This is a genomic window from Pseudomonas sp. MAFF 730105 (assembly GCF_055380705.1).
Genome location: NZ_AP018438.1, coordinates 3,899,574 through 3,923,094, shown reverse-complemented (window position 1 = coordinate 3,923,094; position 23,521 = coordinate 3,899,574). Strand labels below are relative to the sequence as shown.

Genomic DNA, 23,521 nt, shown 5'->3' with positions numbered 1-23,521 from the left:
CCTCAGACGATGTCGCGGGGTAACCAGAAGAACATGACGATGCAGAAAATCGTCAACCCGACGCAAAACCAGGTGAAGTGTCGCAACCGGCGCTCCGTGGCTACCGCGGTGCTGTCCGGCAAGGGCATGCCGCACTGGCGACACTCGGGTTCATCCGCCGGGTTGGCCTGTTGGCAGTACAAGCAAGTGGCCTGGGCGCTCATTCGAACTGCTCCAGGCGCAGGCGGTCGAGAATGGCGATCTGGCGGCCGTCCTGGGTGATGATCTTTTCGTCGATCAGCCGCCGGATGATCCGCGAGAAGGTTTCCGGCTGGATGGACAGGTGGCCGGCGATCAACTGCTTGGCCATTGGCAGTTCGAACTGGCTGTCCACGGTCTGCAGGCGAACCAGTTGCGTCAGCAGGTAGCGCACCACGCGGTGCGTGGCGTTTTTCAGCGACAGGGTTTCGATCTCGTTGACCCGCTGGTGCAGGCGCACGCAGAGCTTGCCGAGCAGGGCAAAGGTCAGCCGGCTGTTGCTTTGCAAGAGCCGTATGTAGGTGGCGTTGGAGAGGCGATACAACTGGGTCGGGCAGACGGCATCGGCGGACGCGACGTAGTTGGATGTGTCCATCAGCATCATGGCTTCGGCGAACGTCTGGCGCTCGCCAATCACTTCGAACACTTTCTCCTGGCCGTCCGGGGTCAGGCGATAGATTTTCACGGCTCCGGCAATCACGAAGTAAAACGCCTGCGCCGGTTCCCCTTGGCGAAACAGCGGGTCGCCTTTGTCGATGTTCAGCAATTGGCTGGAACCCATCAGTTCGTCGAGCTGTTCGTCATTGAGCGGTTCGAACAGATGATGACTGCGCAGAATCTGGTGATGGACGCGGTGGAGCACCATGGCGTGAATCCTTGTGGTAAGCGAAAAATCGGTCGGGGTCAGACGAGGTTCAGCGAAAGGCCGCTCGCCAGCGCCACGACGCAGGAGAGCAGGAGGAACCAGATGAGAGGGAGGGCGATAGGTTTCATGGGGTTCTCGGCAAAAGGGGTATGCCGTGCCTGAGCAAGAGCCGGGCCATGCTTGCCGGCCTTGTGTGTCGGCGGTTTCCGTTGATCAGGGTCAAAACTACCTCGGCCTTGCCGGGTAAAAATAACCACGAAACGGTCATAAATACCCTGTCCGCCTGTGGGAGCGAGCCTGCTCGCGATAGCGGTGTGTCAGCCGACTCGATGCCAACTGCCAGGCCGTCATCGCGAGCAGGCTCGCTCCCACAGGGGAAGAGGGTTGTTCTTTGAAGGATGGGCACGCGCTTCGTGCGGTTTCGGCAAGCCCCTTGCAAGTCCCCGCTCGAAGCGGACCGCCGAGGGCTTGCTTGATCTGAGACAAGCCCCGTCGGGACCGATAGCCGATCATTCGGATCTGAATGTCGACCCTCGTTCCTGGGCCATTCCCGGGAGGGGTTAAGGAGTGAAGTATGCAAGTGCTTGACCGTCGCAAGGCCATGGCCATCCTGCCTTTATGGCGTCTGGCGTTCCGGCCGTTTTTCCTCGCCGGCTGTGTGCTTGCGTTGTGTGTCGTGCCGTTGTGGCTGGCAGTGTTCAGCGGGCGGCTGTCGGCCTGGCAACCGGCGGGAGGCTGGTTGGCCTGGCACCGCCATGAGCTGCTGTTCGGCTTTGGCCTGGCGATCATCGCCGGGTTCCTGCTGACGGCGGTGCAGACCTGGACGGGGACGCCAGGGCTCAGCGGCAAGCGCCTGGTGGCATTGGCGCTGGTGTGGCTGGGGGCGCGCTGGCCTGGCTGGTCGATGCACCCTGGCCGTTGCTGGCGGTACTGGAAGTGGGTTTCGCCCTGGCGGTGGCGGCGCTGATGGGCGTCACGCTATGGCGCGTGCGGCAGAAGCGCAATTACCCGATCGTGCTGGTGTTGCTGTTGTTGGCCGCCGCCGATGGGTTGTCTGTGTACGGCCTGGTTCAACAGGATGACGGCGTGCAACGACAAAGCGTGCTCACCGGCCTGTGGCTGGTGGCGGCGATGATGGGGCTGATCGGCGGACGGGTGATTCCGTTCTTTACCCAGCGCGGATTGGGGCGCGTCAAGGGCGTTGCGCCCTGGCCGTGGCTCGATCGATTGCTGTTGGCCGGTTCGGCCCTGGTGGCGCTGCTCTATGCCAGCGGTGCGGCGTTGTCGGCCAATGCCTGGACCGGCCTGGTGTTTGCCGCACTGGCGACGGGACATGGGATTCGCTTGATCCGTTGGCATGATCGGGATTTGTGGCGGGTGCCGCTGCTGTGGTCGTTGCACCTGGCCTACGCCTGGCTGGCGTTGGCTTGCCTGGGCATGGCGCTGTGGCATTTCGGTGCGCCGCTGAACCCGAGCCTGGCGGTGCACAGCCTGACCATCGGCGCCATGGCCGGACTGATCCTGGCGATGATTGCCCGCGTCAGCCTTGGCCATACCGGGCGTCCCCTGGAACCGCCGCTGGGCATGACCCTGGCGTTCATCCTGCTCAATCTGGCCTGCCTGAGCCGGGTGTTGCTGGTGCTGGTATTCCCGTTGGGCGCGTTGTGGCTGGCGGGGGTGTGCTGGACGCTGGCGTTCGGGCTCTATGCCTGGCGATATGGGCCAATGCTCTGCCGGGCTCGGGTGGATGGGCATCCGGGATGAGCCGAATGAACGGAGACGATCGATGATGTATGGGGTCCTGCTGGTCACGCATCTGTTGGCGGCCATTGCTTTCATTGGCACGTTGTTCTTCGAGGTCTGCATCTGGCACACCGCCCGCCGGCCACTGGCCCAAGGCACCCGGGATGCCGCCGACCAGGCCATCGCCCAGCGTTCGCGCCGGGTGTTGCATGGTGTGGTGCTGTTGTTGTACGGCGCCGGCATCGGCCTGGCCTGGCAGCATCGCGGGGCGTTGAGCCAGCCGCTGAGCAGCAGCTTCGGCCTGCTGCTCAGCCTGAAGATCCTGCTGGCCCTGAGCATCATCGGGCACTACCTGCTGCTGGCCTACTGGCTCAAGCGCGGCCGCCTGAACCCGGCCCGTGCCTGCTGGCTGCGACGCAGCATCCTGGGGCATATGCTGGTGATCGTTGTGCTGGCGAAGGGGATGTTCTACTGGCAGTTCTGACTAAACGCAGGTAGTGGAGGATTCTTCTGTGGGAGCGAGCCTGCTCGCGATAGCGGAGGGTCAGTCAGCGCTGAGTCAACTGACCGACCGCTATCGCGAGCAGGCTCGCTCCCACAGGGTCAGGGGTTGGTGGGCTAGTGGTTGGAAGGGCTCATCGCCTTGACGAACAACACGTTGTTTTCCAGGTGAATGTGTTGCATCAGGTCGTCACGCAGTTCCACCAGGCCGCGATACAAGGCGCGCCAGGTGTTGCAGGCGTCGGCGGGCGGGGTGATCTGGTCGGTCAGGGCGAGCATGGTTTCCAGGGCCTCGCCATGCTGGTCATGTTCGTAGCGCAGTACCTGGATCGGCGCCGAGGCCCGTTCGCCGAGGCCTTGTTGCAGCATTGGAAAGAGCACCTGTTCTTCCTTGAGCATGTGGCCTTCGAGTTCCTGATACAGGTCCTGGAGGTGATCGGCCAGGCCGTTCGGGCAGCTGGGGCGGGCACCATGCACCTGCTCGACGCGGCGAGCCAGGCGGATCAGTTCCGGCAGTTGTTCACGGTGGCGGGCGTGGTAGCGCTCCAGGATGTGAGTGATCAGCTTAGCCTGGGGTTCGTCGCGCCAGTCATGGCCTAGCTCCCCGGCGGCTCGTAGCGTCTTGAGGGCGTCGGCGATCAGCAGCGGGTTCAGGCCTTTGCCCAGCGCGGCTTCACGCAAGGTCTTTTGCCCGCCGCAACAGAAATCGAGGCTGTAATGATGGAAGGTACGGGTGGCACCGGGAATGTCGCAGGCCAATTGGCCCAGGCTTTGTTCCAGCAGTTCGAGGCTCATCATGTTTCCTTGGGTTGAATCCCGCTAGGGACAGATGATTCGGCATTGCAGCCGACGTGCCATTTTTAACTGATTGATATTAAAAGTATTTGTTTCGTTATCGGGTGATTATGACCCGAGTGGGAAAGGGTCAAACCAACCCTGGAGGGTCATCATTACCATGCTGCGTGAAAGCCTGGCCGCCGACCTGATCGTCGAGTTGCCCAATGCCGTGCGGTTGCAGCGTCTGGTGCAGACCCTGCGCGAATATTTCAACAGTGGTGCCGTGGGGTTGCTGCGCCTGGACGATGACAGCCTCCGGCCCGTAGCCACCGTTGGCTTGGTCCATGAGGCACTGGGCCGTCGTTTCGTGATTGCCCAGCATCCGCGCCTCGCGGCAATCATGGCCTCGCGCGAGCCCACCTGGTTCGAGCCCGACAGTCGATTGCCGGACCCTTATGACGGCTTGCTCGATCACCACGTCGGCGAACCGCTGCCGGTGCACGACTGCATGGGGTAAGTCTGTACGTGGAAGGGCGCCTCTGGGGGGCGATCACCCTGGATGCGTTGCACGCCGGCACCTTCGACAGCCGTGCCCGCGAGGAACTCAAGCGTTGCACCCTGCAGATCGAGGCGGCGGTGCGGGTGACCCGGCTGGAGCAGGAGAACCGCAGTCTGCGGGCTTCGCGCAGCGATTCGCCGGACCTGCACTTGCCCGTCGAAGAGGGCGAGGTCCTCGGTCGCAGCGAGGGCCTGCAACAGTTGCTCAACGAACTGGACGTCCTGGCCGATTCCGAGCTGCCGGTGTTGCTGCTGGGGGAAACCGGCGTCGGCAAGGAGCTGTTCGCGCGGCGCCTGCACAGGCTGTCCCGGCGCAGTCACAAGCCACTGATTCAGGTCAATTGCGCGGCATTGCCGGAGTCCCTGGCGGAAAGCGAGTTGTTCGGTCACGTCAAAGGCGCGTTTTCCGGTGCGACCACCGACCGCGCCGGGCGTTTCGATGCGGCCAATGGCGGCACGCTGTTTCTCGATGAGGTCGGCGAGTTGCCGCTGAGCGTGCAGGCCAAGTTGCTGCGCACGCTACAAAACGGCGAGATCCAGCGCCTGGGCGCGGATAAGCCGCTGCACGTCGATGTGCGGATCATCGCCGCCACCAACCGACATCTGCCCGACAGCATTCGCGACGGGTTGTTTCGCGCCGACCTGTATCACCGCCTCTCAGTCTATCCGGTGCCGATTCCGTCGCTGCGCGAGCGCGGTCACGACGTGCTGATGCTGGCGGGGCATTTTCTCGAACTGAACCGCACGCGACTGGGTTTGCGTGGCTTGCGCCTGTCTCCTGCCGCCGAGCAGGCGCTGCTGGCGTATAGCTGGCCGGGCAACGTGCGGGAGCTGGAGCATGTGATCAGCCGCGCGGCACTGAAGCAGCTCAGCCGGGGCGCCAGTCGCAGCTTGATCATGACGCTCGAACCACAGGTGCTGGACCTCGACGTCAATGCCAGTGTCCCCGGTGCACGGGTTCTGCTCGAACAGCCCGAGGCGTTGATCGATGCGCCGCTCCAGCCCTTGAGCGAAACCGTCGATGCGTGCCAGCGCCAGGCGATTCTCCAGGCCCTGGACCGTTGCGGGCAGAATTGGGCCGGGGCGGCTCGGCTGTTGGAGGTGGACCCGAGCAACCTGCATAAACTGGCGCGGCGGTTGGGGCTCAAGTAGAGACAGGGGGGACCGAGTCGCTTTCATCGCGAGCAGGCTCGCTCCCACAGGATTTGCGCTGGACCTGTGGGAGCGAGCCTGCTCGCGATAGCGTCGGCAAGATCACCACAGGAACCCGCATTGACGACGATCAAGGTCGGCCCACGTCATAGCACCCACACTGGGCCAAACCCCTGTGGAGATCACTCTCATGCCCCTGTCCCTGGCAAACATGCGCCGCCAGTACACCCGCGAAGGCCTGGACGAAGCCCATGTCCCCGATGATCCGCTGGCGCTGTTCGGGCTATGGATGCAACAGGCCCGGGAAACCGAAAGCCCGCCGGTCGAGGCCAACAGCATGGTCCTGTCCACTGTGGACGAGCAGGGCCGTCCCCATGCCCGGGTGCTGCTGCTCAAAGGCTTCGGCGAAGACGGTTTCACGTTCTTTGGCAACTACGACAGTGGCAAGGGCCAGGATCTGGCAGTCAACCCCTGGGCGGCGATGACCTTCTTCTGGCCGGGCCTGGAACGTCAGGTGCGCATCGAAGGGCAAGTCCGCCGACTCGACCCGGCACTGTCGGATGCCTATTTCCATTCGCGCCCACTGGCCAGCCAGCTCGGAGCATGGGCGTCGCCGCAAAGCCAACCGCTGGACAATCGTGCCGCGTTGGAGCGTTTGCTGACACACGCCGAGCAACGCTTCGCCGACCAAGCGGTGCCGCGCCCCGGGGATTGGGGCGGCTATTGCCTGCGACCGGAGCGGCTGGAATTCTGGCAGGGTCGCGCCGATCGCTTGCATGACCGTCTCGACTATCGCCGGCAGGTTGGCGATTGGCAGTGCAGCCGCCTGGCGCCCTGAGCGCCAGGGGAGGTACCTCCATGGAGGAATAGGCCCGGCACGGATTGCGGTGCAGGCTGGGCCATCTTTTCTGACAGGACGGCTGATCATGGCCCATCTGACGCAACGCCTCTTCCAACCGCTGAACATTGCGGTGCTCACCATCAGCGATACCCGCAGCTTCGACACCGACACCTCCGGCCAGACCCTCGTCGATCAGCTGCAGACTGCCGGTCACGTATTGATCGACCGGGGGCTGGTGAAAGACGACATCTACCAGATCCGCGCCCAGGTTTCGCAGTGGATCGCCGACCCCAAGGTGCAAGTGGTATTGATGACTGGCGGCACCGGTTTCACCGCCCGCGATAACACGCCACAAGCGGTGGCACCGTTGCTGGACAAGCAGGTGGACGGCTTTGGCGAATTGTTCCGTCAGGTCTCGCTGGCGGAGATTGGTATGTCCAGCCTGCAATCCCGCGCATTGGCCGGCATGAGCAACGGCGTGCTGGTGTGCTGTCTGCCGGGTTCGCCGGGCGCTTGCCGGACTGGTTGGGAGCAGATCCTGGCCGGGCAGTTGGACAGTCGCACCGGGCCGTGCAACTTCACCCCTCATCTCAAGCCCCAGGCGGGCGTCGAGCCGGTGGCCTGCGAGACGCGCTCATGAGCGGCCGCGTATGTGGATCGGCGTGCGACAGCGGTACGCTGATGCCGGTGGATGAAGCCATCCGTCACCTGCTCGACCAGGCACCGCCGCCACCACCGATCCAGCGGATCGGCCTGGACCAGGCCCTGGGTCGTGTGCTGGCTGCCGATGTGCTTTGCCCGATGAACCTGCCTGCCTGGGACAACAGCGCCATGGACGGTTACGCGCTGCGGGCCGCCGATCTGTCTCCCGCCGGGGGATACCTGGCGTTGAGGGGGCGAATCGCCGCCGGCGACGGGCCGGGTGAGCCGTTGCGGGAAGGCCAGGCGGTACGGATTTTCACCGGCGCACCAGTGCCGCCGGGTGCCGACACCGTAGTACCCCAGGAGAGCTGCCGGGAGGAGGGCGAGCGGGTCTGGGTGCCGTCGGTCAGCCAAGGCGACCATGTGCGCAAGGAGGGTGAAGAGCTGCGGCGAGGCGAACGATTGTTCGAGGCCGGTACTCGCTTGCGGGCCCAGGAGCTGGGGCTGCTGGCCGGCGCCGGGATCGCTCAGGTGGAGGTCTATCGTCCATTGCGGGTCGTCCTGCTCAGCAGCGGCGACGAACTGCGGGAGCCGGGGGAGCCCTTGGCGCCAGGGCAGATCTATAACAGCAATCGCCGCAGTATTGCCGCCTTGTTGCGTGGCTGGGGTTTCGAGGTGCATGACTTCGGCGTCATGCCCGATCGACTCCAGGCCAGCCAGCAGGCGCTGGGCCTGGCAGCCGCTGACTGCGACGTGCTGCTGACCTCCGGCGGCGTCTCCGTGGGGGAGGAAGACCATCTCAAGCAAGCCATCGAGCGCCTCGGCAGCATCGACCTCTGGCGCCTGGCGATACAGCCGGGCAAACCCCTGGCCTTCGGCGAGGTGGCCGGTACCCCTGGATCGGCTTGCCGGGTAATCCGTCGGCGGCGCTGATCACGGCGCTGGTGGTGGTGCGGCCGTTCCTGTTTCGCGCCCAGGGCATGGCTCAGGTGCTGCCCGTGTCCTTGTATTTGCCGGCCGGTTTCGACTGGTTGCAACGCAATCGTCGCCGCCAGTACCTGCGGGCCCGGCTGGTGCCGGACGCCGAAGGTCATCTGTGCGTGGTGCCGCACCCTCAGCAAAGCTCGGCCATGTTGACCGCCGCCTGCTGGGCCGATGGATTGGCGGTGGTGGAGTGCGAAGCCCAGGTGCACAAGCACGACCGGGTGATGTACCTGCCGTTCGCCGAGCTGATGCATTGACGGCAATTGATTGCCGTCAAGGTCGCCGGCTGACGGCTGGCTAGACTGGCGGCGCCCCAGGTTTTCTCACGAGGATGCCCCATGCAATTGGTTTGCCCGGCAGGGAATCTGCCTGCCCTCAAAGCGGCGGTGCGCCAAGGCGCCGATGCCGTCTATGTCGGCTTTCGCGATGACACCAATGCCCGGCATTTCGCCGGGCTGAACATGGACGACAAACAGTTCGACGCAGCTGTCGCACACATTCGCCAGCATCAACGCAAGCTCTATGTCGCCGTCAACACCTACCCGCAACCCAAGGGGTGGGAACGCTGGCAACGAGCGGTGGATCGTGCCGCCGATTTCGGCGTGGACGCCCTGATCGCCGCCGACCCCGGCGTGCTCGGCTACGCCAGCCAGCGCCATCCGAACCTGGCGCTGCACCTGTCCGTCCAAGGCTCGGCGACCCACGCCGCCGCGCTGGCGTTCTACGCCCAACGCTATGGCATCCGCCGTGCGGTGTTGCCTCGGGTGCTGTCCCTGGCCCAGGTCCGGCAGGTGGCGGCGGGCAGCCCGGTGCCCATCGAGGTCTTCGGCTTCGGCAGCCTGTGCATCATGGCCGAGGGACGTTGCCACCTTTCCTCTTACATCACCGGCGAATCACCGAATCTCTGTGGCGTCTGCTCGCCGGCGAAGGCCGTGCGCTGGAGTGAAGATGCCGAGGGGTTGAGCGCACGCTTGAGCGAAGTGCTGATCGACCGCTACACCCCACAGGAGTCGGCCGGTTACCCGACCCTGTGCAAAGGTCGCTTCCTGGTGGGCGGCAAGCGCTTCCATGCATTGGAAGAACCTACCAGCCTGGACACCCTGGACCTGCTGCCGGAGCTGACGGCCATCGGCGTCGAGGCGGTGAAAATCGAAGGCCGCCAGCGCAGCCCGGCCTACGTGGAACAAGTGACCCGGGTCTGGCGCGCCGCGCTGGATGCTCACCGGGCCGCGCCGCAGCGTTTCCGCGTGCGCGAAGAATGGCGCCAGGTGCTGGCAGGTCTGTCGGAAGGCAGCCAGACCACCCTGGGCGCCTACCATCGATCATGGCAATGAGGAAGGCCAGATGAAGCTCAGCCTGGGACCGGTCCTGTTCTACTGGGACAAAACACAACTGGGAAATTTCTACGCCGAGATGTCGGCCTTGCCGCTGGATGTGATCTACCTGGGGGAAACGGTGTGCTCCAAGCGCCGGGCCTTTTCCCTGGACCAATGGCTGGGGTTGGCGCGCGAACTACAGGCGTGCAGCCAGGCCCAGATCGTGCTGTCGAGTCTGACGCTGATTGAGGCAGCCTCGGAGTTTTCCACGTTGCGTCGCCTGTGCGACAACGGCCAATTGCTGGTGGAGGCCAACGACATGGGCGCCGTGCAAGTGCTGTCCGAGCGCAAACTGCCGTTTGTCGCTGGCCCGGCGCTGAACCTGTACAACGGTCACGCCCTGGCGCAGTTGCTCGACAGCGGCATGATCCGCTGGGTGCCGCCGGTGGAGTGTTCGGCGGCGCTGGTCAGCGATGTGCTGGAGCAAGTGCGGGAAATGGATCGCGACGTACCCGAGCTGGAGATCTTCGCCTACGGTCATCTGCCCCTCGCTTACTCGGCGCGCTGCTTCACCGCCCGGGCGGAAAACCGGCCCAAGGACGACTGCCAGTTCTGTTGCATCAACTACCCCGACGGCCTGGCGTTGAGCAGCCAGGAAGGCCAGCAACTGTTCACCCTCAACGGCATCCAGACCATGTCTGGCGAGGTGAGCAACCTGCTGGCCGATTACAGCGCCCTGCAAGCATGCGGTGCCGACGTGCTGCGCCTGAGCCCACGGGCCCAGGGCATGGCCGAGGTGGTCAGTGCCTTCGACCGGGTCCGCCGGGGCGAGGCGCCACCGTTGTTTGTGGAAGGATGTAACGGCTACTGGCATGGTCACGCCGGCATGCTGAAAGTAGAGGAGGCGGGGCTGTGCTGAGTCCGAAGAAGTGGATGCTCAAAGGTGCTGATCGCTTGCTGCCGCTGATCGGCAAGGTGCCGTTCGTGGTCCAGCGACTGGCGTTGCAGCAGGCGCTCAATCGGTGCCTGGCCGAACCGCTGCGCGATGGCGGGTTCGATGTGCTGCGTGATCGCTGGCTGTGTCTGCGAGTGCCTGACCTGGGCTTGCGCTGGTACCTGACGCTGGGGCGCGAGGGGCTGCGCATTGCCGGACGGGCCGAAGCCCAGGTCACCATCAGCGGCAACTGGCGCGAGTTCCTGTTGCTGGCCAGCCGCCAGGAAGACCCCGATACGCTGTTCTTCCGACGGCGGTTGGTCATCGAAGGTGATACCGAACTGGGGTTGGCACTGAAGAACCTGATCGACAGTCTCGACCCGGATGTGTTGCCGCGCTGGTTGTGGCGCAACCTGGAGCGGGCGGGAAAAGGCCTGGCAACGGTGGGATGAGATGAAGGCACTTGATGATTTGCCCCTAGTGTACTCCTGCTCCGGCTGCTCCAACGTGGCCCAACTGGCCAATACCGTCGCCCTGCGCCTGGACCGCGCAGGCCTGGCCGAGATGTCCTGCATCGTCGGGGTAGGTGGGCATGTCGCGGCGCTGGTCAACAAGGCACGCTCGGGACGGCGGATCATCGCGCTGGACGGCTGCCCCTTGCAATGCGTGCAGGGCTGTTTGCAGCAACACGGGTTGAAGGCGGATGTGCCTGTGATCCTGAGCCAGTTGGGCTTGCGCAAGCGGTATGGGGTCGATTGCACGGAGGAGCAGGGGGATGTGCTGTTTGAGTATCTGGTGACGATGATGGCGGGTGTGCCAGAGACAGATTAGAGAGCACAACATGATCCTTGGCGAGGGAGCAGGCTCACTCGCCAAGGAACTGTCGTCGTTGCGCTATTGCTGATAGTCCGCCAGCGCATCCTCGGCCAGGATGCGAATGTTGCGCCGCTCCATGGCGATCAGGCCGCCGTCCACCAGGCGATGGAGAATGCGCGAGAAGGTTTCCGGCTGGATGCCCAGCTTGGAGGCCACCAAGCGCTTGGAAACCTGCAGCACCACCTGGCCGTCGCGGGGATCGCGTTCCTGCAACAGGAAATTGATGACACGCCGGCTGGCGCTGGCCAGGGTCAGGTTGTCGATGTCCTTGAGGCGCTGGTGCAAATGCATGCTGATGCTCGCCAGAATCGCCAGGCAGACCTTGGGTTGGTCTTCCAGGGCCTTGCGATAATGGGTGCCTTCGATACTCACCAGCACGCTGTCCTTGATCGCGGCCGCGCTCACCGGATAACAACGGGCTTGGCTGAACAGCAGCGCCTCGGCGAAGGTCTGGCCGGGCTGGATGATCTCCACCAGGTTCTCCTGGCCCTCGCCAGTGACCCGGAACAACTTGACCTGGCCGCTGATCAACAGGAAGAACCGCTTGGCCGGGTCGCCCTGGTGCATGAGCGTGCTGTTGCACTCCAGGCGCTTGAGCACGGCCAGGTTGCACACGTCTTCGAAGACGCGCTCCGGCAAGTGACTGAACAAGTGGTGACGGCGCAACATTAGAACGATGGAAGGGTGAGTCAGCATGGCGTACCTCCGCGTACCGTCATGGTAGAACCCCTCGCGTCGCCGGCCTATGCCTCGGCAGGCCTACCTCTGAAGAGGGATGGGTTGGCCCTATGGCGAACTCAACCTCTGTGGGCTTGCTCGCGAAAGCGGTGTGTCTGCTTGCGGGGATGTTGGCTGTGCTGACGCCATCGCGAGCAGGGCTCGCTCCCACAGGGGATCTGTGTCAGACACAAACCCAACAGAAACCCGGAACTACTGTGGGAGCGAGCCTGCTCGCGATAGCGGTGGGTCAGCTTGCCGGGATGTTGGCTGTGCTGACGCCATCGCGAGCAGGGCTCGCTCCCACAGGGGATCAGTGCCAGACACAAACCCAACAGAAACCCGGAACTACTGTGGGAGCGAGCCTGCTCGCGATAGCGGTGGGTCAGCTGGCCGGATGTTGGCTGTGCTGACGCCATCGCGGGCAAGCCTGGCTCCCACAGGGGACTTATGTCGGACGCAGAGCTAACCGGCACCAGAAACTACTGTGGGAGCGAGCCTGCTCGCGATAGCGGTGGGTCAGCTGGCCGGATGTTGGCTGTGCTGACGCCATCGCGAGCAGGGCTCGCTCCCACAGGGGATCTGTGTCAGACACACTGCCTGCAAGCACTAGGTGGGGAATCTGATTCAGCCGGCTCCGCGCAGATGCTCCATCGCCCAGACCGCCGCCTCGACCCGCGAGCGCAAGCCGAGCTTGTGCAGCAGGTTCTTGACATGGACCTTGACCGTGCCTTCGGTGATGCCCAGTTTGTGCCCGATGACCTTGTTGCTGTGGCCGCTGGCGATGGTCTTGAGCACCTGGCGTTCGCGCTCGGTCAGTTCCACTTCGGGTTGGCGCGGCGGGGAGCGCAGGGCCTGGGCCATGACGCGGGTCAGGCCGGGGCTGATCACCAGGGCACCGCCCAGGGCGTCGCGGATGTACTGGATCAGCAATTCGGGTTCCATGTCCTTGAGCAGGTAGCCATTGGCGTCCAGGCGCAGGGCATCGCGAATGTCGTCCTCGGCGTCGGACACCGTGAACAACAGCACCTTGCCGCTGTAGTGCATGGCCCGCAGTCGGCGCAGGGTCTCGATGCCGTTCATCTGCGGCATGTTGTTGTCCAGCAGCACCAGATCGGGCTTGAGCGGCTCGATCAGCGTCAGGGCTTCCTCGCCATGGCTGGCTTCGCCGACTATCTGCAGATCATCTTCAAGTTCAAGCATCTGGCGGATCCCGCGACGCATCATCGGATGGTCGTCGACCAGCAGCAGGGTGTGGCGCAGGGGAGCGTTCATGTAGCAAGGCCTTCGGTGGGTTGGCCCAGGAATTCCGGTTGGAAGCGCACCTGGATATGGGTGCCCTGGGGTGTTCGGGAGAGGATCTGCAACTGGCCGCGCAGGCTGCGGGCCCGTTCGTTCATGATGTTCAGGCCGTGGTGCTCGCGCTGGTCCACCTCACCGCTGAAACCACGGCCATCGTCTTCGATCGACAGCTGGACTGTTTCGCCTTCCTGGCGCAACTGCAGCCAGGCGTTTTCGGCATGGGCATGGCGCAGGCAGTTGGACAAGGCTTCGCGGGTGATCTGCAGGATGTGGATCTGCTCGCTGGCCGAGAGCTCGAAGGCCAGGGTGTCGACGAACAGGTGCACCTGGAAATCGCCACGGTGAGAGAACTCTTCGGCGGTCTCCTTGAGCTCATGGATCAGTCCGTCGTCATGGATCTGCAGGCGGAAGGTGGTGAGCAATTCGCGCAACTGCCGGTAGGCGTTGTTGAGGCCTTCGCGCAACTCACCGGTGACTGTCTCCAGGGTCTGCACCGGTTCGCCGCGACGCATCAGGGTCTGCATGCGACTGACTTGCAGCTTCATGTAGGACAGGGCCTGGGCCAGGGAGTCGTGCAGTTCCCGGGCAATGATGGTGCGCTCGTCGAGCAGCAACAGGCGATGGTCCTGCTCGCGTTGGCGCTTGAGTGACAGCGACGTGCCGATCAGGTTGGCCAGGGCCTGGATCAATGCGGTTTCCCAGGGCTGCGCTGCGTGTCCGTCGACAAAGTGCGCCTTCAGTTCTCCCAACTCATTGCCCTGGTTGCTGATGCTGAAAGTTTGCGGGCGGGCGCCATGATGTTTCTCGCAGGTGGCGCAGTCGCTGCTGGCGCAGACCTCGCGGTTGTTGGCGCCATGAATGGCCAGCAGTTGCCGCGCGGGTGCCTGCAACTGCCCCTGCAGGCACAGCGACAGGCGCAGGCCCGGGAGCCGTTGCTGGAAGCGCTGGATCAATTCGTCCAGGCCCTGGGCATTGGCCTGGCGGGTGGCCAGGCTGCGACTGCTTTGGTACAGCAACTCCAACGCGGCGTTGGCGTGCTGCAGGTTCAGGGTCTTCTGGCGAACCTGATCTTCCAGGGTGCGATGGGACTGCTCGATGGTTTCGGCCATGGTATTGAAGCTGGTCGCCAATTGGCCCAGTTCATCTTCGGATTGGTGATTGACCCGCACCTGGAATTCGCCACGACGAAAACGCTGGGTCGCGACCACCAGCTCCTGCAATGGCGTGACCACGCTGTATTGCAGTTCGTACAGGCCAATGAGCAGGATGATCATGGTGCTGAACAGCGCCATGCCCTGGATCGTCTGTTGCCAGCCCTGTTTGTGTTCGCTCTGGCGTTGCAACAGGGTGACGAACTGGTCCAGTTGCTCGACGAACGAGTCGGCGCTGGCCTGGAAAAACGCCGAATCGCCGCGCTCGACGGCAGGGCGAAGTGTCTGGTTCCAGCGTTGCAGGAGGTCGCGATAGCTCTGATGCAGGGCGGTGGTCGGGCCGTCTTCCAGCACGGCATGAAGGGAAGGGCTGTCGAGGCGTTGTTGCAGGCTGTCGATGATCGGGGCGATGTCCCCGGTGGCACCGGCCGCCAGCTTCCAACTGAGGTGGTAGGTCTCCATGCGCACAGAACCGGCGGTGTTGATCGCCGCTGCGTCGCCCTGGCTGAACCAGGCGATCAAGCCGGCGCTCAGGGAGCTGGCCAGGGCAAGGATGGCGATGAGAATCACCGCGACCCCGGCGCGCGCGGGCAGGGAGCTGCGCAGCCAGCTCATCATTGTGGCTGGCCCTGGAAGAATCTGTTCAAGCCTGGCATGGGAGCGTCCCGGACGAGGGGTGTTGCAGCCGTCCTGGGTGCACTACCTCTAAAGAGTTGTTGGCCGTTCCGTTTCGATAAAAGCTTCGGCCTGCTCGGTCAAGATATTGATAAACAAAGGGTTTTATCAATTTCAAGGTCTACCCCTTTGGAGGTAGACGGGCCCAGCATAGGCTAGAACGGCTCCTGGGCACGTTGACCCAGGTCAAGTTTTTACCGGGTTCGCATCACTAGGCTGCGCTCATCGAATCGAGGGGAGTGCAGCGTGATGCGAGCGCAAGTGCAACAAGGGCTGGTACTGGGGATGAGTACCCTGGCCTTCACCGTGTGCTTCATGGTCTGGATGATGTTTGCCGTGCTGGGCGTTCCGATCAAGGAAATGCTCGCGCTCAACGAGACCCAGTTCGGCCTGCTGGCCGCCACCCCGGTACTGACTGGTTCGCTGGTACGCCTGCCTCTGGGGATCCTGACCGATCGCTTCGGCGGGCGGATCGTATTCTTCCTGTTGATGCTGTCCTGCGTGTTGCCGCTGTACCTGATCACCCTGGCGACCGAGTTCTGGCAGTTCCTGGTGCTGGGGCTGTTCGTCGGCCTGGCCGGCGGTTCGTTTTCAGTCGGCATCGCCTACGTCGCCAAGTGGTTCGACAAACAGAACCAGGGCTTCGCCATGGGCGTGTTCGGCGCCGGCAACGCCGGATCCGCGCTCACCAAGTTCCTGGCTCCGGCGCTGATCGCCCTGGGCACCTGGCACCTGGTGCCGAAGGTGTTCAGCGCCATCCTGTTCATCACCGCGCTGCTGTTCTGGTTCCTCACCGCTGAGAAAAAAGAACATCGCAGCGTCAGCGGCGCGAGCCTGCGTGAACAACTCAAGGCCTTGAAAGAACCGGCCGTGTGGCGCTACTGCCAGTACTACTCGATCGTGTTCGGCGGTTACGTGGCCCTGGCCCTGTGGATGACCAAATACTACGTGCAGGAATACGGTTTCAGTCTGCAAAGCGCAGCGCTGCTGGCCGCGTGTTTCTCCCTGCCGGGCGGCGTGCTGCGGGCCGTCGGCGGCTGGATGTCGGATCGCTGGGGCGCCCAGAGCGTGACCTGGTGGGTGCTGTGGGTCAGCTGGATCTGCCTGTTCCTGCTGTCGTACCCGCAGACCCAACTGCAAGTGCACACCGTCAACGGCATCGTCGACTTTCACATCGGCCTCAGTGCCACGCTGTTCACCGTGCTGCTGTTCGTGATGGGCGTCGCCTTCGCGTTTGGCAAGGCCTCGGTCTTCAAATACATCGCCAACGACTACCCGAAAAACATGGGCGCGGTGTCCGGCATTGTCGGCCTGGCCGGTGGCCTGGGCGGCTTCGTGCTGCCGATCCTGTTCGGTGCCCTGGTGGATCTCACCGGCGTGCGCTCGTCCTGCTTCATGTTGCTGTACGGCGTGGTCTGGGTCTCCCTGATCTGGATGTACCTCAGCGAAATCCGCAAGCGCCCGCTGCTCGGTAAGCAACCGCTTGCCAGCCAACCCCCGTTTTCCAGCATTGCCCAAGGAGAAGAACATGTCCGTTCTGCAAACGCCTGACAAAGGCCCGGTCATTCATGACTGGCGCCCCGAAGACCCGGCCTTCTGGGGTCGCAGTGGCAAACAGACCGCGCGTCGCAACCTGTGGATCTCGATCCCGGCGCTGCTGCTGGCCTTCGCGGTGTGGATGGTCTGGAGCACGGTGATCGTGCGCCTGAATGCCATCGGTTTCAGCTTCAGTACCGACCAGTTGTTCTGGCTGGCGGCACTGCCGGGGTTGTCCGGTGCGACCTTGCGGGTGTTTTACTCGTTCATGGTGCCGATCTTCGGCGGACGGCGCTGGACCGCCCTGAGCACCGCGTCGCTGCTGATACCTGCGCTGTGGATGGGCTTCGCCGTGCAGAATCCGACCACGCCCTACAACGTGTTCGTACTGATCGCGCTGCTCTGCGGTTTTGGTGGTGGCAACTTCGCCTCGAGCATGTCCAACATCAGCTTCTTCTATCCCAAGTCCCAACAGGGCACCGCCCTGGGGTTGAACGCCGGCCTGGGCAACCTGGGCGTGTCGGTGATGCAGTTCAGCGTGCCGCTGGTGATTTCCTTCGGGGTGTTCGGCTTCATGGGCGGTCAACCCCAGGTGCTGGCCGACGGCAGTTCGTTGTGGCTGCAGAACGCCGGCTTCATCTGGGTGCCGTTCATCCTCGCTGTGACGCTGATTGCCTGGTTCGGCATGAACGACCTGTCCAGTGCCCGTGCTTCGTTCAGCGAGCAGGCGGTGATTTTCAAGCGCAAGCACAACTGGTTGATGTGCTGGCTGTACCTGGCCACGTTCGGCTCGTTCATCGGTTTCTCCGCCGCGTTCCCACTGCTGATCAAGACCTCGTTCCCTGACGTCATCGCCCTCAAGTTTGCCTTCCTCGGCCCCCTGGTGGGTGCACTGGTACGGCCGTTGGGTGGCTGGCTGGCGGACAAGCTCGGTGGCGCGAAAGTCACCTTGTGGAACTTCGTGCTGATGATCGCGATGGTGTTCGGCGTCCTGCACTTCCTGCCGCAAGGCGGCCAGGGCGGCAGCTTCTACGGCTTCCTGGGCATGTTCATGTTGCTGTTCATCACCACCGGTGTGGGCAACGGTTCCACCTTCCGCATGATCCCGGTGATCTTCCGCACCCTTCACGAAAAAACCGCCCTGGGCAATAAGCCCGAGCAGCGTGAGCAAGCGCTCAAAAACGCCGGCAAGGAATCGGCCGCGGTGTTGGGTTTCAGCTCGGCCATGGGTGCCTTCGGTGCGTTCTTCATTCCCAAGTCCTTCGGCACTTCGATGGCCCTGACCGGCGGCCCGGAGATGGCCTTCTACATGTTCGTCGGCTTCTACCTGAGCTGCATCGTGGTGACCTGGTGGTGGTACGCGCGCAAGGGCGCCGCGACTCCCTGCTAAGACGAATTCAAACAGTGGCCTGTACGGTTAATTAGCGTGCTCAAGTTCGAGTGTCAGGACTCGTCGGGCAAGGCGCCATGACGAGTCGTAGCCCGCTACGGCGAGGAATGGCAACGCAGCTTGACGAGTCCTGGCGCCGAAATTGAGTGCGCTAATTAGCCACACAGGCCACCAGTGCGTGGGCGGGGCGCAGACCCCGCGGAGCAAGCCTGAGAGGAAAGACACTGTGAGTCATTTACTGGATCAACTGCGGTTCTTCAACCGCAAGCAAGGCGAGTTTTCCGAGGGGCATGGCGAGACCCGCAAGGAGTCCCGGGACTGGGAGAACGTCTACCGTTCCCGCTGGCAGTACGACAAGATCGTGCGCTCCACCCATGGGGTGAACTGCACCGGCTCGTGCTCGTGGAAAATCTACGTCAAGAACGGCCTGATCACCTGGGAGACCCAGCAGACCGACTACCCGCGCACCCGCAACGACCTGCCCAACCACGAGCCACGCGGCTGCCCTCGTGGCGCCAGCTACAGCTGGTACATCTACAGCGCCAACCGGCTCAAGTACCCGAAGGTACGCAAGCCGTTGCTCAAACTGTGGCGTGAAGCCCGGCAGACCCTGCCGCCGGTGGAAGCCTGGGCCAGCATCGTCGAGAACAAGGCCAAGGCCGACTCGTATAAAAGCAAGCGCGGCATGGGTGGCTTCATTCGTTCCAACTGGGAAGAAGTCAACGAAATCATCGCCGCGGCCAACGTCTATACCGTCAAGCAACACGGCCCGGACCGGGTGGTGGGCTTCTCACCGATCCCGGCCATGTCGATGGTCAGCTACGCCGCCGGCGCTCGCTACCTGTCGCTGATCGGTGGCGTGTGCCTGAGCTTCTACGACTGGTACTGCGACTTGCCGCCAGCCTCGCCGATGGTCTGGGGCGAGCAGACCGACGTGCCGGAATCGGCCGACTGGTACAACTCCAACTACATCATTGCCTGGGGCTCCAACGTCCCGCAGACCCGTACCCCCGACGCGCACTTCTTTACCGAGGTGCGCTACAAGGGCACCAAGACCGTGGCAATCACCCCGGACTATTCGGAAGTCGCCAAGCTCACCGACCTGTGGCTCAACCCCAAGCAGGGCACCGACGCCGCGCTGGCCCAGGCCTTCAACCATGTGATCTTCAAGGAATTTCACCTGGACAAGCCGAGCGCCTATTTCACCGACTACGCCAAGCGCTACACCGACCTGCCAGTGCTGGTGATGCTCAAGCCGATGCTCGGCACGGCGCCGGGCGCGGGTTACCAGCCGGACCGCTTCCTGCGGGCCAGCGACCTCACCGATAACCTCGGCCAGGACAACAACCCCGAGTGGAAGACCATCGCCCTCGATGCGGCTGGCGAACTGGTGTCGCCCCAAGGCTCCATCGGTTATCGCTGGGGTGAGAAGGGCAAGTGGAACATCCTGCCCCGTGAAGGCGACGAGGGGCGCGAGATCGACCTCAAGCTGAGCCTGATCGGCGGTGACGTGGCTGAAGTGGCCTTCCCGTACTTCGCCGGCGAAACCCAGGAGCACTTCCAGCACGTGGCCGGTGACGCGGTGCAGTTCCGCCGCGTACCGGTACACAGCGTGGTGCTGGCCGACGGCAGCGTGGCGAAAGTCGCCACGGTGTTCGACTTGTCGGCGGCCAACCTGGCGATCGACCGTGGCCTGGGCGGCGCCAACGTGGCCAAGGACTACGACGACGCCTCGGTGCCCGGCACCCCGGCCTGGCAGGAGCAGATCACCGGCGTCAGCCGCGAGAAAGCGATCCAGATCGCCCGTGAATTCGCCGACAACGCCGACAAGACCCGTGGACGTTCGATGATCATCGTCGGTGCGGCAATGAACCACTGGTACCACATGGACATGAACTACCGCGGGCTGATCAACATGCTCATGCTCTGCGGTTGCATCGGCCAGACCGGCGGCGGCTGGGCTCACTATGTCGGCCAGGAAAAACTCCGCCCGCAGTGCGGCTGGCTGCCCCTGGCCTTCGGCCTGGACTGGAATCGTCCTGCACGGCAGATGAACGGCACCAGTTTCTTCTATGGCCACAGCTCCCAATGGCGCCACGAGAAAATGAGCATGCACGACGTGCTCTCGCCCCTGGCGGACAAGTCGCAATTCCCCGAGCACGCTCTGGACTACAACATCCGCGCCGAACGCGCCGGCTGGTTGCCCAGCGCGCCGCAGCTCAACACCAACCCGTTGCACATCTGCCGCGATGCCGCCGCCGCGGGCATGGAACCCAAGGACTACGTGGTCAAGTCCTGGCAGGACGGGTCGCTGCGCTTTGCCTGTGAACAGCCCGACAACCCGGTGAGCTTCCCGCGCAACATGTTCATCTGGCGCTCCAACCTGTTGGGTTCTTCGGGCAAGGGCCACGAGTACATGCTCAAGTACCTGCTCGGCACCAAGAACGGCGTGATGAACGAGGACATCGGCCAAGTCGGCGACTGCAAGCCGACCGAGGCCGAATGGATCGACGAGGGCGCCATCGGCAAACTCGACCTGGTGACCACCCTGGATTTCCGTATGTCCTCGACCTGCGTGTATTCCGACATCGTCTTGCCGACCGCCACCTGGTACGAAAAAGACGACATGAACACCTCGGACATGCACCCGTTCATCCATCCGTTGTCGGCGGCCATCGATCCGGCCTGGGAGTCGCGTTCGGACTGGGAAATCTACAAGGGTATCGCCAAGGCGTTCTCGGCCATGTCGGTCGGACACCTGGGTGTCGAGAAAGACCTGGTCACCGTACCCCTGATGCACGACAGCGTCGGCGAGCTGGCCCAGCCGTTTGGCGGCACCGACTGGAAAACCGCCGGCGAGGCGCCGCAACCGGGCAAGAACGCTCCGAACCTGCAAGTGGTGGAGCGCGACTACCCGAACATCTACAAGCAATTCACCTCCCTGGGCCCGCTGCTCGAGAAGCTCGGCAACGGCGGCAAGGGCATCAACTGGAACACTGACACCGAGGTGAAATTCCTTGGCGAGCTGAACCACCACGAAGTGGACGCCGGTATCAGCCAGGGCCGGCCAAAAATCGACAGTGCCATCGACGCCGCCGAAGTGATCCTGTCCCTGGCCCCGGAAACCAACGGCCACGTGGCGGTCAAGGCCTGGGCGGCGCTGTCGGAGTTCACTGGCATCGACCACAGCCACCTGGCTGTATCCAAGGAGCACGAGGCGATCCGCTTCCGCGACATCCAGGCCCAGCCGCGCAAGATCATTTCCAGCCCGACCTGGTCCGGCCTGGAAGACGATCACGTGAGCTACAACGCCGGCTACACCAACGTTCATGAGTCGATCCCATGGCGCACCATCACCGGCCGCCAGCAGTTCTACCAGGATCACCCGTGGATGCAGGCGTTCGGCGAACAGCTGATGAGCTACCGGCCCCCGGTCAACACCCGGACCATCGAAGGGGTGAAGGGCAAGCGCAGCAATGGTGAGCCCGAGATCGTCCTCAACTGGATCACGCCGCACCAGAAGTGGGGCATCCACAGCACCTACACCGACAACCTGTTGATGCTCACCTTGAGCCGTGGCGGGCCGATCATCTGGCTCTCCGAGATCGACGCCCGGCGCGCCGGCATCGAGGACAACGATTGGGTCGAGTGCTTCAACGCCAACGGCGCGCTGACCGCCCGGGCGGTGGTCAGCCAGCGGGTCAAGGAGGGCATGGTGATGATGTACCACGCCCAGGAACGGATCGTGAACGTGCCCGGTTCGGAAACCACCAAGACCCGTGGCGGCCATCACAACTCGGTGACCCGCGTGGTGCTCAAGCCCACCCACATGATCGGTGGCTACGCCCAGCAGGCCTACGGCTTCAACTATTACGGCACGGTCGGCTGCAACCGCGACGAATTCGTCGTGGTGCGCAAGATGGCCAAGGTCGACTGGCTCGACGGTTCCAGCGGCGATGACCTGCCGCGTCCCCTGCCGACTGAGCTGGATTGAGGAGATTGAAATGAAGATTCGTTCACAGATCGGCATGGTCCTGAACCTGGACAAATGCATCGGTTGCCACACCTGTTCGATCACCTGCAAGAACGTCTGGACCAGCCGTGAAGGCATGGAATACGCCTGGTTCAACAACGTCGAGACCAAACCCGGCATCGGCTACCCCAAGGAATGGGAAAACCAGGACAAGTGGAAGGGCGGCTGGGTGCGCAATGCCGACGGCTCGATCAACCCACGCATCGGCGGCAAGTTCCGCGTGTTGGCGAACATCTTCGCCAACCCGGACCTGCCAGGCCTGGATGATTACTACGAACCGTTCGACTTCGACTACCAGCACCTGCACACCGCGCCTTTGGGCGAGCACCAGCCCACCGCGCGGCCGCGCTCGCTGGTGTCCGGCAAGCGCATGGAGAAGATCGAGTGGGGCCCGAACTGGGAGGAGATTCTCGGCACCGAGTTCGCCAAGCGGCGCAAGGACAAGAACTTCGACAAGATCCAGGCGGACATCTACGGCGAGTACGAAAACACCTTCATGATGTACTTGCCGCGCCTGTGCGAGCACTGCCTGAACCCGGCGTGCGCGGCGTCCTGCCCGAGCGGCGCGATCTACAAGCGCGAAGAGGACGGCATCGTCCTGATCGACCAGGAGAAATGCCGCGGCTGGCGCATGTGCATCAGCGGCTGCCCGTACAAGAAGATCTATTTCAACTGGAAGAGCGGCAAGTCGGAAAAATGCATCTTCTGCTACCCGCGCATCGAAGCCGGGATGCCAACGGTCTGTGCGGAAACCTGCGTCGGCCGGATCCGCTACCTCGGCGTGCTGCTGTATGACGCCGACCGCATCAGCGAAGTGGCGAGCACCGCCAACGAACAGGACCTGTACGAGAAGCAACTGGAGATCTTCCTCGACCCGAACGACCCGGCGGTGATTCGCCAGGCCCTGGCCGATGGCGTGCCGCAGTCGGTGATCGATTCGGCGCAACGCTCGCCGGTCTACAAGATGGCCGTGGATTGGAAGCTTGCGCTGCCTCTGCACCCGGAATACCGCACTTTGCCGATGGTCTGGTACGTGCCGCCACTGTCGCCGATCCAGAACGCTGCCGCCGCCGGCACCGTGGGCATGAACGGGGTGATCCCGGACGTCGACAGCCTGCGCATTCCACTGCGCTACCTGGCCAACCTGCTGACCGCCGGCGATGAGAAACCCGTCAAGCTGGCCCTCAAGCGCCTGCTGGCGATGCGTGCCTACAAGCGTTCCGAACAGGTGGACGGCGTAAAGGACCTGCAAGTGCTGGCCGATGTCGGCTTGAGCGTGAATCAGGTCGACGAGATGTACCGTTACCTGGCCATCGCCAACTACGAAGACCGTTTCGTCGTGCCGAGTGCTCACCGCGAAGACGCCATGAGTGACGCGTTCGCCGAGCGCTCCGGGTGCGGTTTCAGCTTCGGAAGCGGTTGCAGCGGCAGTTCCGACACCAACATGTTCGGCGGCAAGAAAGCCAACCGTCGTGACGTGATCAAGACCGTGCAGTTGTGGGAGGACTGA

17 protein-coding genes and 3 pseudogenes are annotated in these 23,521 nt (G+C 63.4%); 14 read left to right on the top strand and 6 right to left on the bottom strand.

Annotation, left to right across the window (positions count from 1 at the left end; genetic code table 11):
* Positions 1-2: 2 nt before the first annotated feature.
* Both PCOSP_RS17055 and PCOSP_RS17050 read right to left on the bottom strand, forming a co-directional pair.
* Positions 3-203: a protein DnrP gene (locus PCOSP_RS17055; RefSeq protein WP_464709115.1), complete on the bottom strand. Its 201-nt coding sequence runs from the start codon at positions 201-203 to the stop codon at positions 3-5.
* Positions 200-883, bottom strand: a complete 684-nt coding sequence (locus PCOSP_RS17050) for a Crp/Fnr family transcriptional regulator (RefSeq protein WP_139643547.1) — start codon at positions 881-883, stop codon at positions 200-202. Before PCOSP_RS17050 ends, PCOSP_RS17055 begins: the two co-directional genes overlap by 4 nt.
* Positions 884-1,541: 658 nt before the next feature.
* Between PCOSP_RS17050 and PCOSP_RS17045 the strand changes: the two are divergent.
* Positions 1,542-2,647, top strand: a pseudogene (locus PCOSP_RS17045) (NnrS family protein).
* A gap of 22 nt (positions 2,648-2,669) precedes the next feature.
* Positions 2,670-3,110 carry a hypothetical protein gene (locus PCOSP_RS17040; RefSeq protein ID WP_175363850.1) on the top strand — a complete coding sequence of 147 codons (441 nt, stop codon included), beginning with the start codon at positions 2,670-2,672 and terminating at the stop codon, positions 3,108-3,110.
* Positions 3,111-3,244: 134 nt separating this feature from the next.
* Here the strand turns inward: PCOSP_RS17040 and ytfE are convergent, their stop codons facing one another.
* Positions 3,245-3,922, bottom strand: coding sequence for an iron-sulfur cluster repair protein YtfE (ytfE, locus tag PCOSP_RS17035; RefSeq protein WP_464709114.1), 678 nt, complete (start codon positions 3,920-3,922; stop codon positions 3,245-3,247).
* A gap of 160 nt (positions 3,923-4,082) precedes the next feature.
* On the opposite strand from ytfE, the pseudogene norR reads away from it, so the two are divergent.
* The 8 genes and pseudogenes from norR (at position 4,083) to PCOSP_RS16995 (ending at position 11,162) form a co-directional block, all read left to right on the top strand.
* Positions 4,083-5,614 (top strand): annotated as a pseudogene (norR, locus tag PCOSP_RS17030) (nitric oxide reductase transcriptional regulator NorR).
* A 190-nt stretch (positions 5,615-5,804) separates the two neighbouring features.
* Complete coding sequence (gene pdxH / locus PCOSP_RS17025) at positions 5,805-6,452, top strand: pyridoxamine 5'-phosphate oxidase (RefSeq protein ID WP_464709113.1); 648 nt, start codon at positions 5,805-5,807, stop codon at positions 6,450-6,452.
* 88 nt (positions 6,453-6,540) lie between these two features.
* Positions 6,541-7,095, top strand: a complete 555-nt coding sequence (gene moaB / locus PCOSP_RS17020; protein ID WP_175363897.1) for a molybdenum cofactor biosynthesis protein B — start codon at positions 6,541-6,543, stop codon at positions 7,093-7,095.
* Positions 7,092-8,338 (top strand): annotated as a pseudogene (locus PCOSP_RS17015) (molybdopterin molybdotransferase MoeA). The gene moaB and the pseudogene PCOSP_RS17015 overlap by 4 nt, the downstream one beginning before the upstream one ends.
* Before the next feature lie 81 nt (positions 8,339-8,419).
* Positions 8,420-9,415 (top strand): ubiquinone anaerobic biosynthesis protein UbiU, encoded by a 996-nt coding sequence (gene ubiU / locus PCOSP_RS17010; protein ID WP_139643523.1) that lies wholly within the window; start codon positions 8,420-8,422, stop codon positions 9,413-9,415.
* Between the two features lie 10 nt (positions 9,416-9,425).
* Positions 9,426-10,316: a U32 family peptidase gene (locus PCOSP_RS17005; protein ID WP_139643520.1), complete on the top strand. Its 891-nt coding sequence runs from the start codon at positions 9,426-9,428 to the stop codon at positions 10,314-10,316.
* Entirely contained in the window at positions 10,310-10,783 is a 474-nt protein-coding gene (ubiT, locus tag PCOSP_RS17000) for a ubiquinone anaerobic biosynthesis accessory factor UbiT (protein WP_464709112.1), read from the top strand. Before PCOSP_RS17005 ends, ubiT begins: the two co-directional genes overlap by 7 nt.
* A 1-nt stretch (position 10,784) precedes the next feature.
* The gene (locus PCOSP_RS16995) at positions 10,785-11,162 is read left to right on the top strand and encodes a putative zinc-binding protein (protein ID WP_464709111.1); all 378 of its coding nucleotides are present in this window, start codon (positions 10,785-10,787) and stop codon (positions 11,160-11,162) included.
* 63 nt (positions 11,163-11,225) lie between these two features.
* Here PCOSP_RS16995 and PCOSP_RS16990 read toward each other — a convergent pair whose 3' ends face one another.
* From PCOSP_RS16990 to PCOSP_RS16980, 3 genes are all read right to left on the bottom strand, one after another.
* Positions 11,226-11,903: a Crp/Fnr family transcriptional regulator gene (locus tag PCOSP_RS16990; protein ID WP_175363900.1), complete on the bottom strand. Its 678-nt coding sequence runs from the start codon at positions 11,901-11,903 to the stop codon at positions 11,226-11,228.
* A gap of 648 nt (positions 11,904-12,551) precedes the next feature.
* A complete protein-coding gene (narL, locus tag PCOSP_RS16985; RefSeq protein ID WP_175363901.1) occupies positions 12,552-13,199 on the bottom strand; it encodes a two-component system response regulator NarL in 648 nt (215 codons plus the stop codon).
* Entirely contained in the window at positions 13,196-14,995 is a 1,800-nt protein-coding gene (locus PCOSP_RS16980; RefSeq protein ID WP_175386238.1) for a HAMP domain-containing protein, read from the bottom strand. Before PCOSP_RS16980 ends, narL begins: the two co-directional genes overlap by 4 nt.
* 306 nt (positions 14,996-15,301) lie before the next feature.
* Between PCOSP_RS16980 and PCOSP_RS16975 the strand changes: the two genes are divergently transcribed.
* The 4 genes from PCOSP_RS16975 to narH all read left to right on the top strand — a co-directional run bounded on the left by PCOSP_RS16975 (position 15,302) and on the right by narH (position 23,521).
* Positions 15,302-16,603 carry an MFS transporter gene (locus PCOSP_RS16975; protein ID WP_217505838.1) on the top strand — a complete coding sequence of 434 codons (1,302 nt, stop codon included), beginning with the start codon at positions 15,302-15,304 and terminating at the stop codon, positions 16,601-16,603.
* Positions 16,581-17,978, top strand: coding sequence for a NarK family nitrate/nitrite MFS transporter (locus tag PCOSP_RS16970; RefSeq protein WP_464709110.1), 1,398 nt, complete (start codon positions 16,581-16,583; stop codon positions 17,976-17,978). Before PCOSP_RS16975 ends, PCOSP_RS16970 begins: the two co-directional genes overlap by 23 nt.
* A gap of 226 nt (positions 17,979-18,204) precedes the next feature.
* Positions 18,205-21,972, top strand: a complete 3,768-nt coding sequence (locus PCOSP_RS16965) for a nitrate reductase subunit alpha (protein ID WP_464709109.1) — start codon at positions 18,205-18,207, stop codon at positions 21,970-21,972.
* A gap of 10 nt (positions 21,973-21,982) precedes the next feature.
* Positions 21,983-23,521 carry a nitrate reductase subunit beta gene (narH, locus tag PCOSP_RS16960; protein WP_448643246.1) on the top strand — a complete coding sequence of 513 codons (1,539 nt, stop codon included), beginning with the start codon at positions 21,983-21,985 and terminating at the stop codon, positions 23,519-23,521.

Excerpts from the sequence above, each read along its gene's own strand:
- PCOSP_RS17055 (WP_464709115.1), bottom strand. The coding sequence starts at position 203 with ATGAGCGCCCAGGCCACTTGCTTGTACTGCCAACAGGCCAACCCGGCG.
- moaB (WP_175363897.1), top strand. The coding sequence starts at position 6,541 with ATGGCCCATCTGACGCAACGCCTCTTCCAACCGCTGAACATTGCGGTG.
- PCOSP_RS16980 (WP_175386238.1), bottom strand. The coding sequence starts at position 14,995 with ATGATGAGCTGGCTGCGCAGCTCCCTGCCCGCGCGCGCCGGGGTCGCG.
- ubiU (WP_139643523.1), top strand. The coding sequence starts at position 8,420 with ATGCAATTGGTTTGCCCGGCAGGGAATCTGCCTGCCCTCAAAGCGGCG.
- PCOSP_RS16990 (WP_175363900.1), bottom strand. The coding sequence starts at position 11,903 with ATGCTGACTCACCCTTCCATCGTTCTAATGTTGCGCCGTCACCACTTG.
- PCOSP_RS16975 (WP_217505838.1), top strand. The coding sequence starts at position 15,302 with ATGCGAGCGCAAGTGCAACAAGGGCTGGTACTGGGGATGAGTACCCTG.
- PCOSP_RS17040 (WP_175363850.1), top strand. The coding sequence starts at position 2,670 with ATGATGTATGGGGTCCTGCTGGTCACGCATCTGTTGGCGGCCATTGCT.
- PCOSP_RS16970 (WP_464709110.1), top strand. The coding sequence starts at position 16,581 with ATGTCCGTTCTGCAAACGCCTGACAAAGGCCCGGTCATTCATGACTGG.
- pdxH (WP_464709113.1), top strand. The coding sequence starts at position 5,805 with ATGCCCCTGTCCCTGGCAAACATGCGCCGCCAGTACACCCGCGAAGGC.
- narH (WP_448643246.1), top strand. The coding sequence starts at position 21,983 with ATGAAGATTCGTTCACAGATCGGCATGGTCCTGAACCTGGACAAATGC.
- PCOSP_RS17005 (WP_139643520.1), top strand. The coding sequence starts at position 9,426 with ATGAAGCTCAGCCTGGGACCGGTCCTGTTCTACTGGGACAAAACACAA.
- ytfE (WP_464709114.1), bottom strand. The coding sequence starts at position 3,922 with ATGAGCCTCGAACTGCTGGAACAAAGCCTGGGCCAATTGGCCTGCGAC.
- PCOSP_RS16995 (WP_464709111.1), top strand. The coding sequence starts at position 10,785 with ATGAAGGCACTTGATGATTTGCCCCTAGTGTACTCCTGCTCCGGCTGC.
- narL (WP_175363901.1), bottom strand. The coding sequence starts at position 13,199 with ATGAACGCTCCCCTGCGCCACACCCTGCTGCTGGTCGACGACCATCCG.
- PCOSP_RS17050 (WP_139643547.1), bottom strand. The coding sequence starts at position 883 with ATGGTGCTCCACCGCGTCCATCACCAGATTCTGCGCAGTCATCATCTG.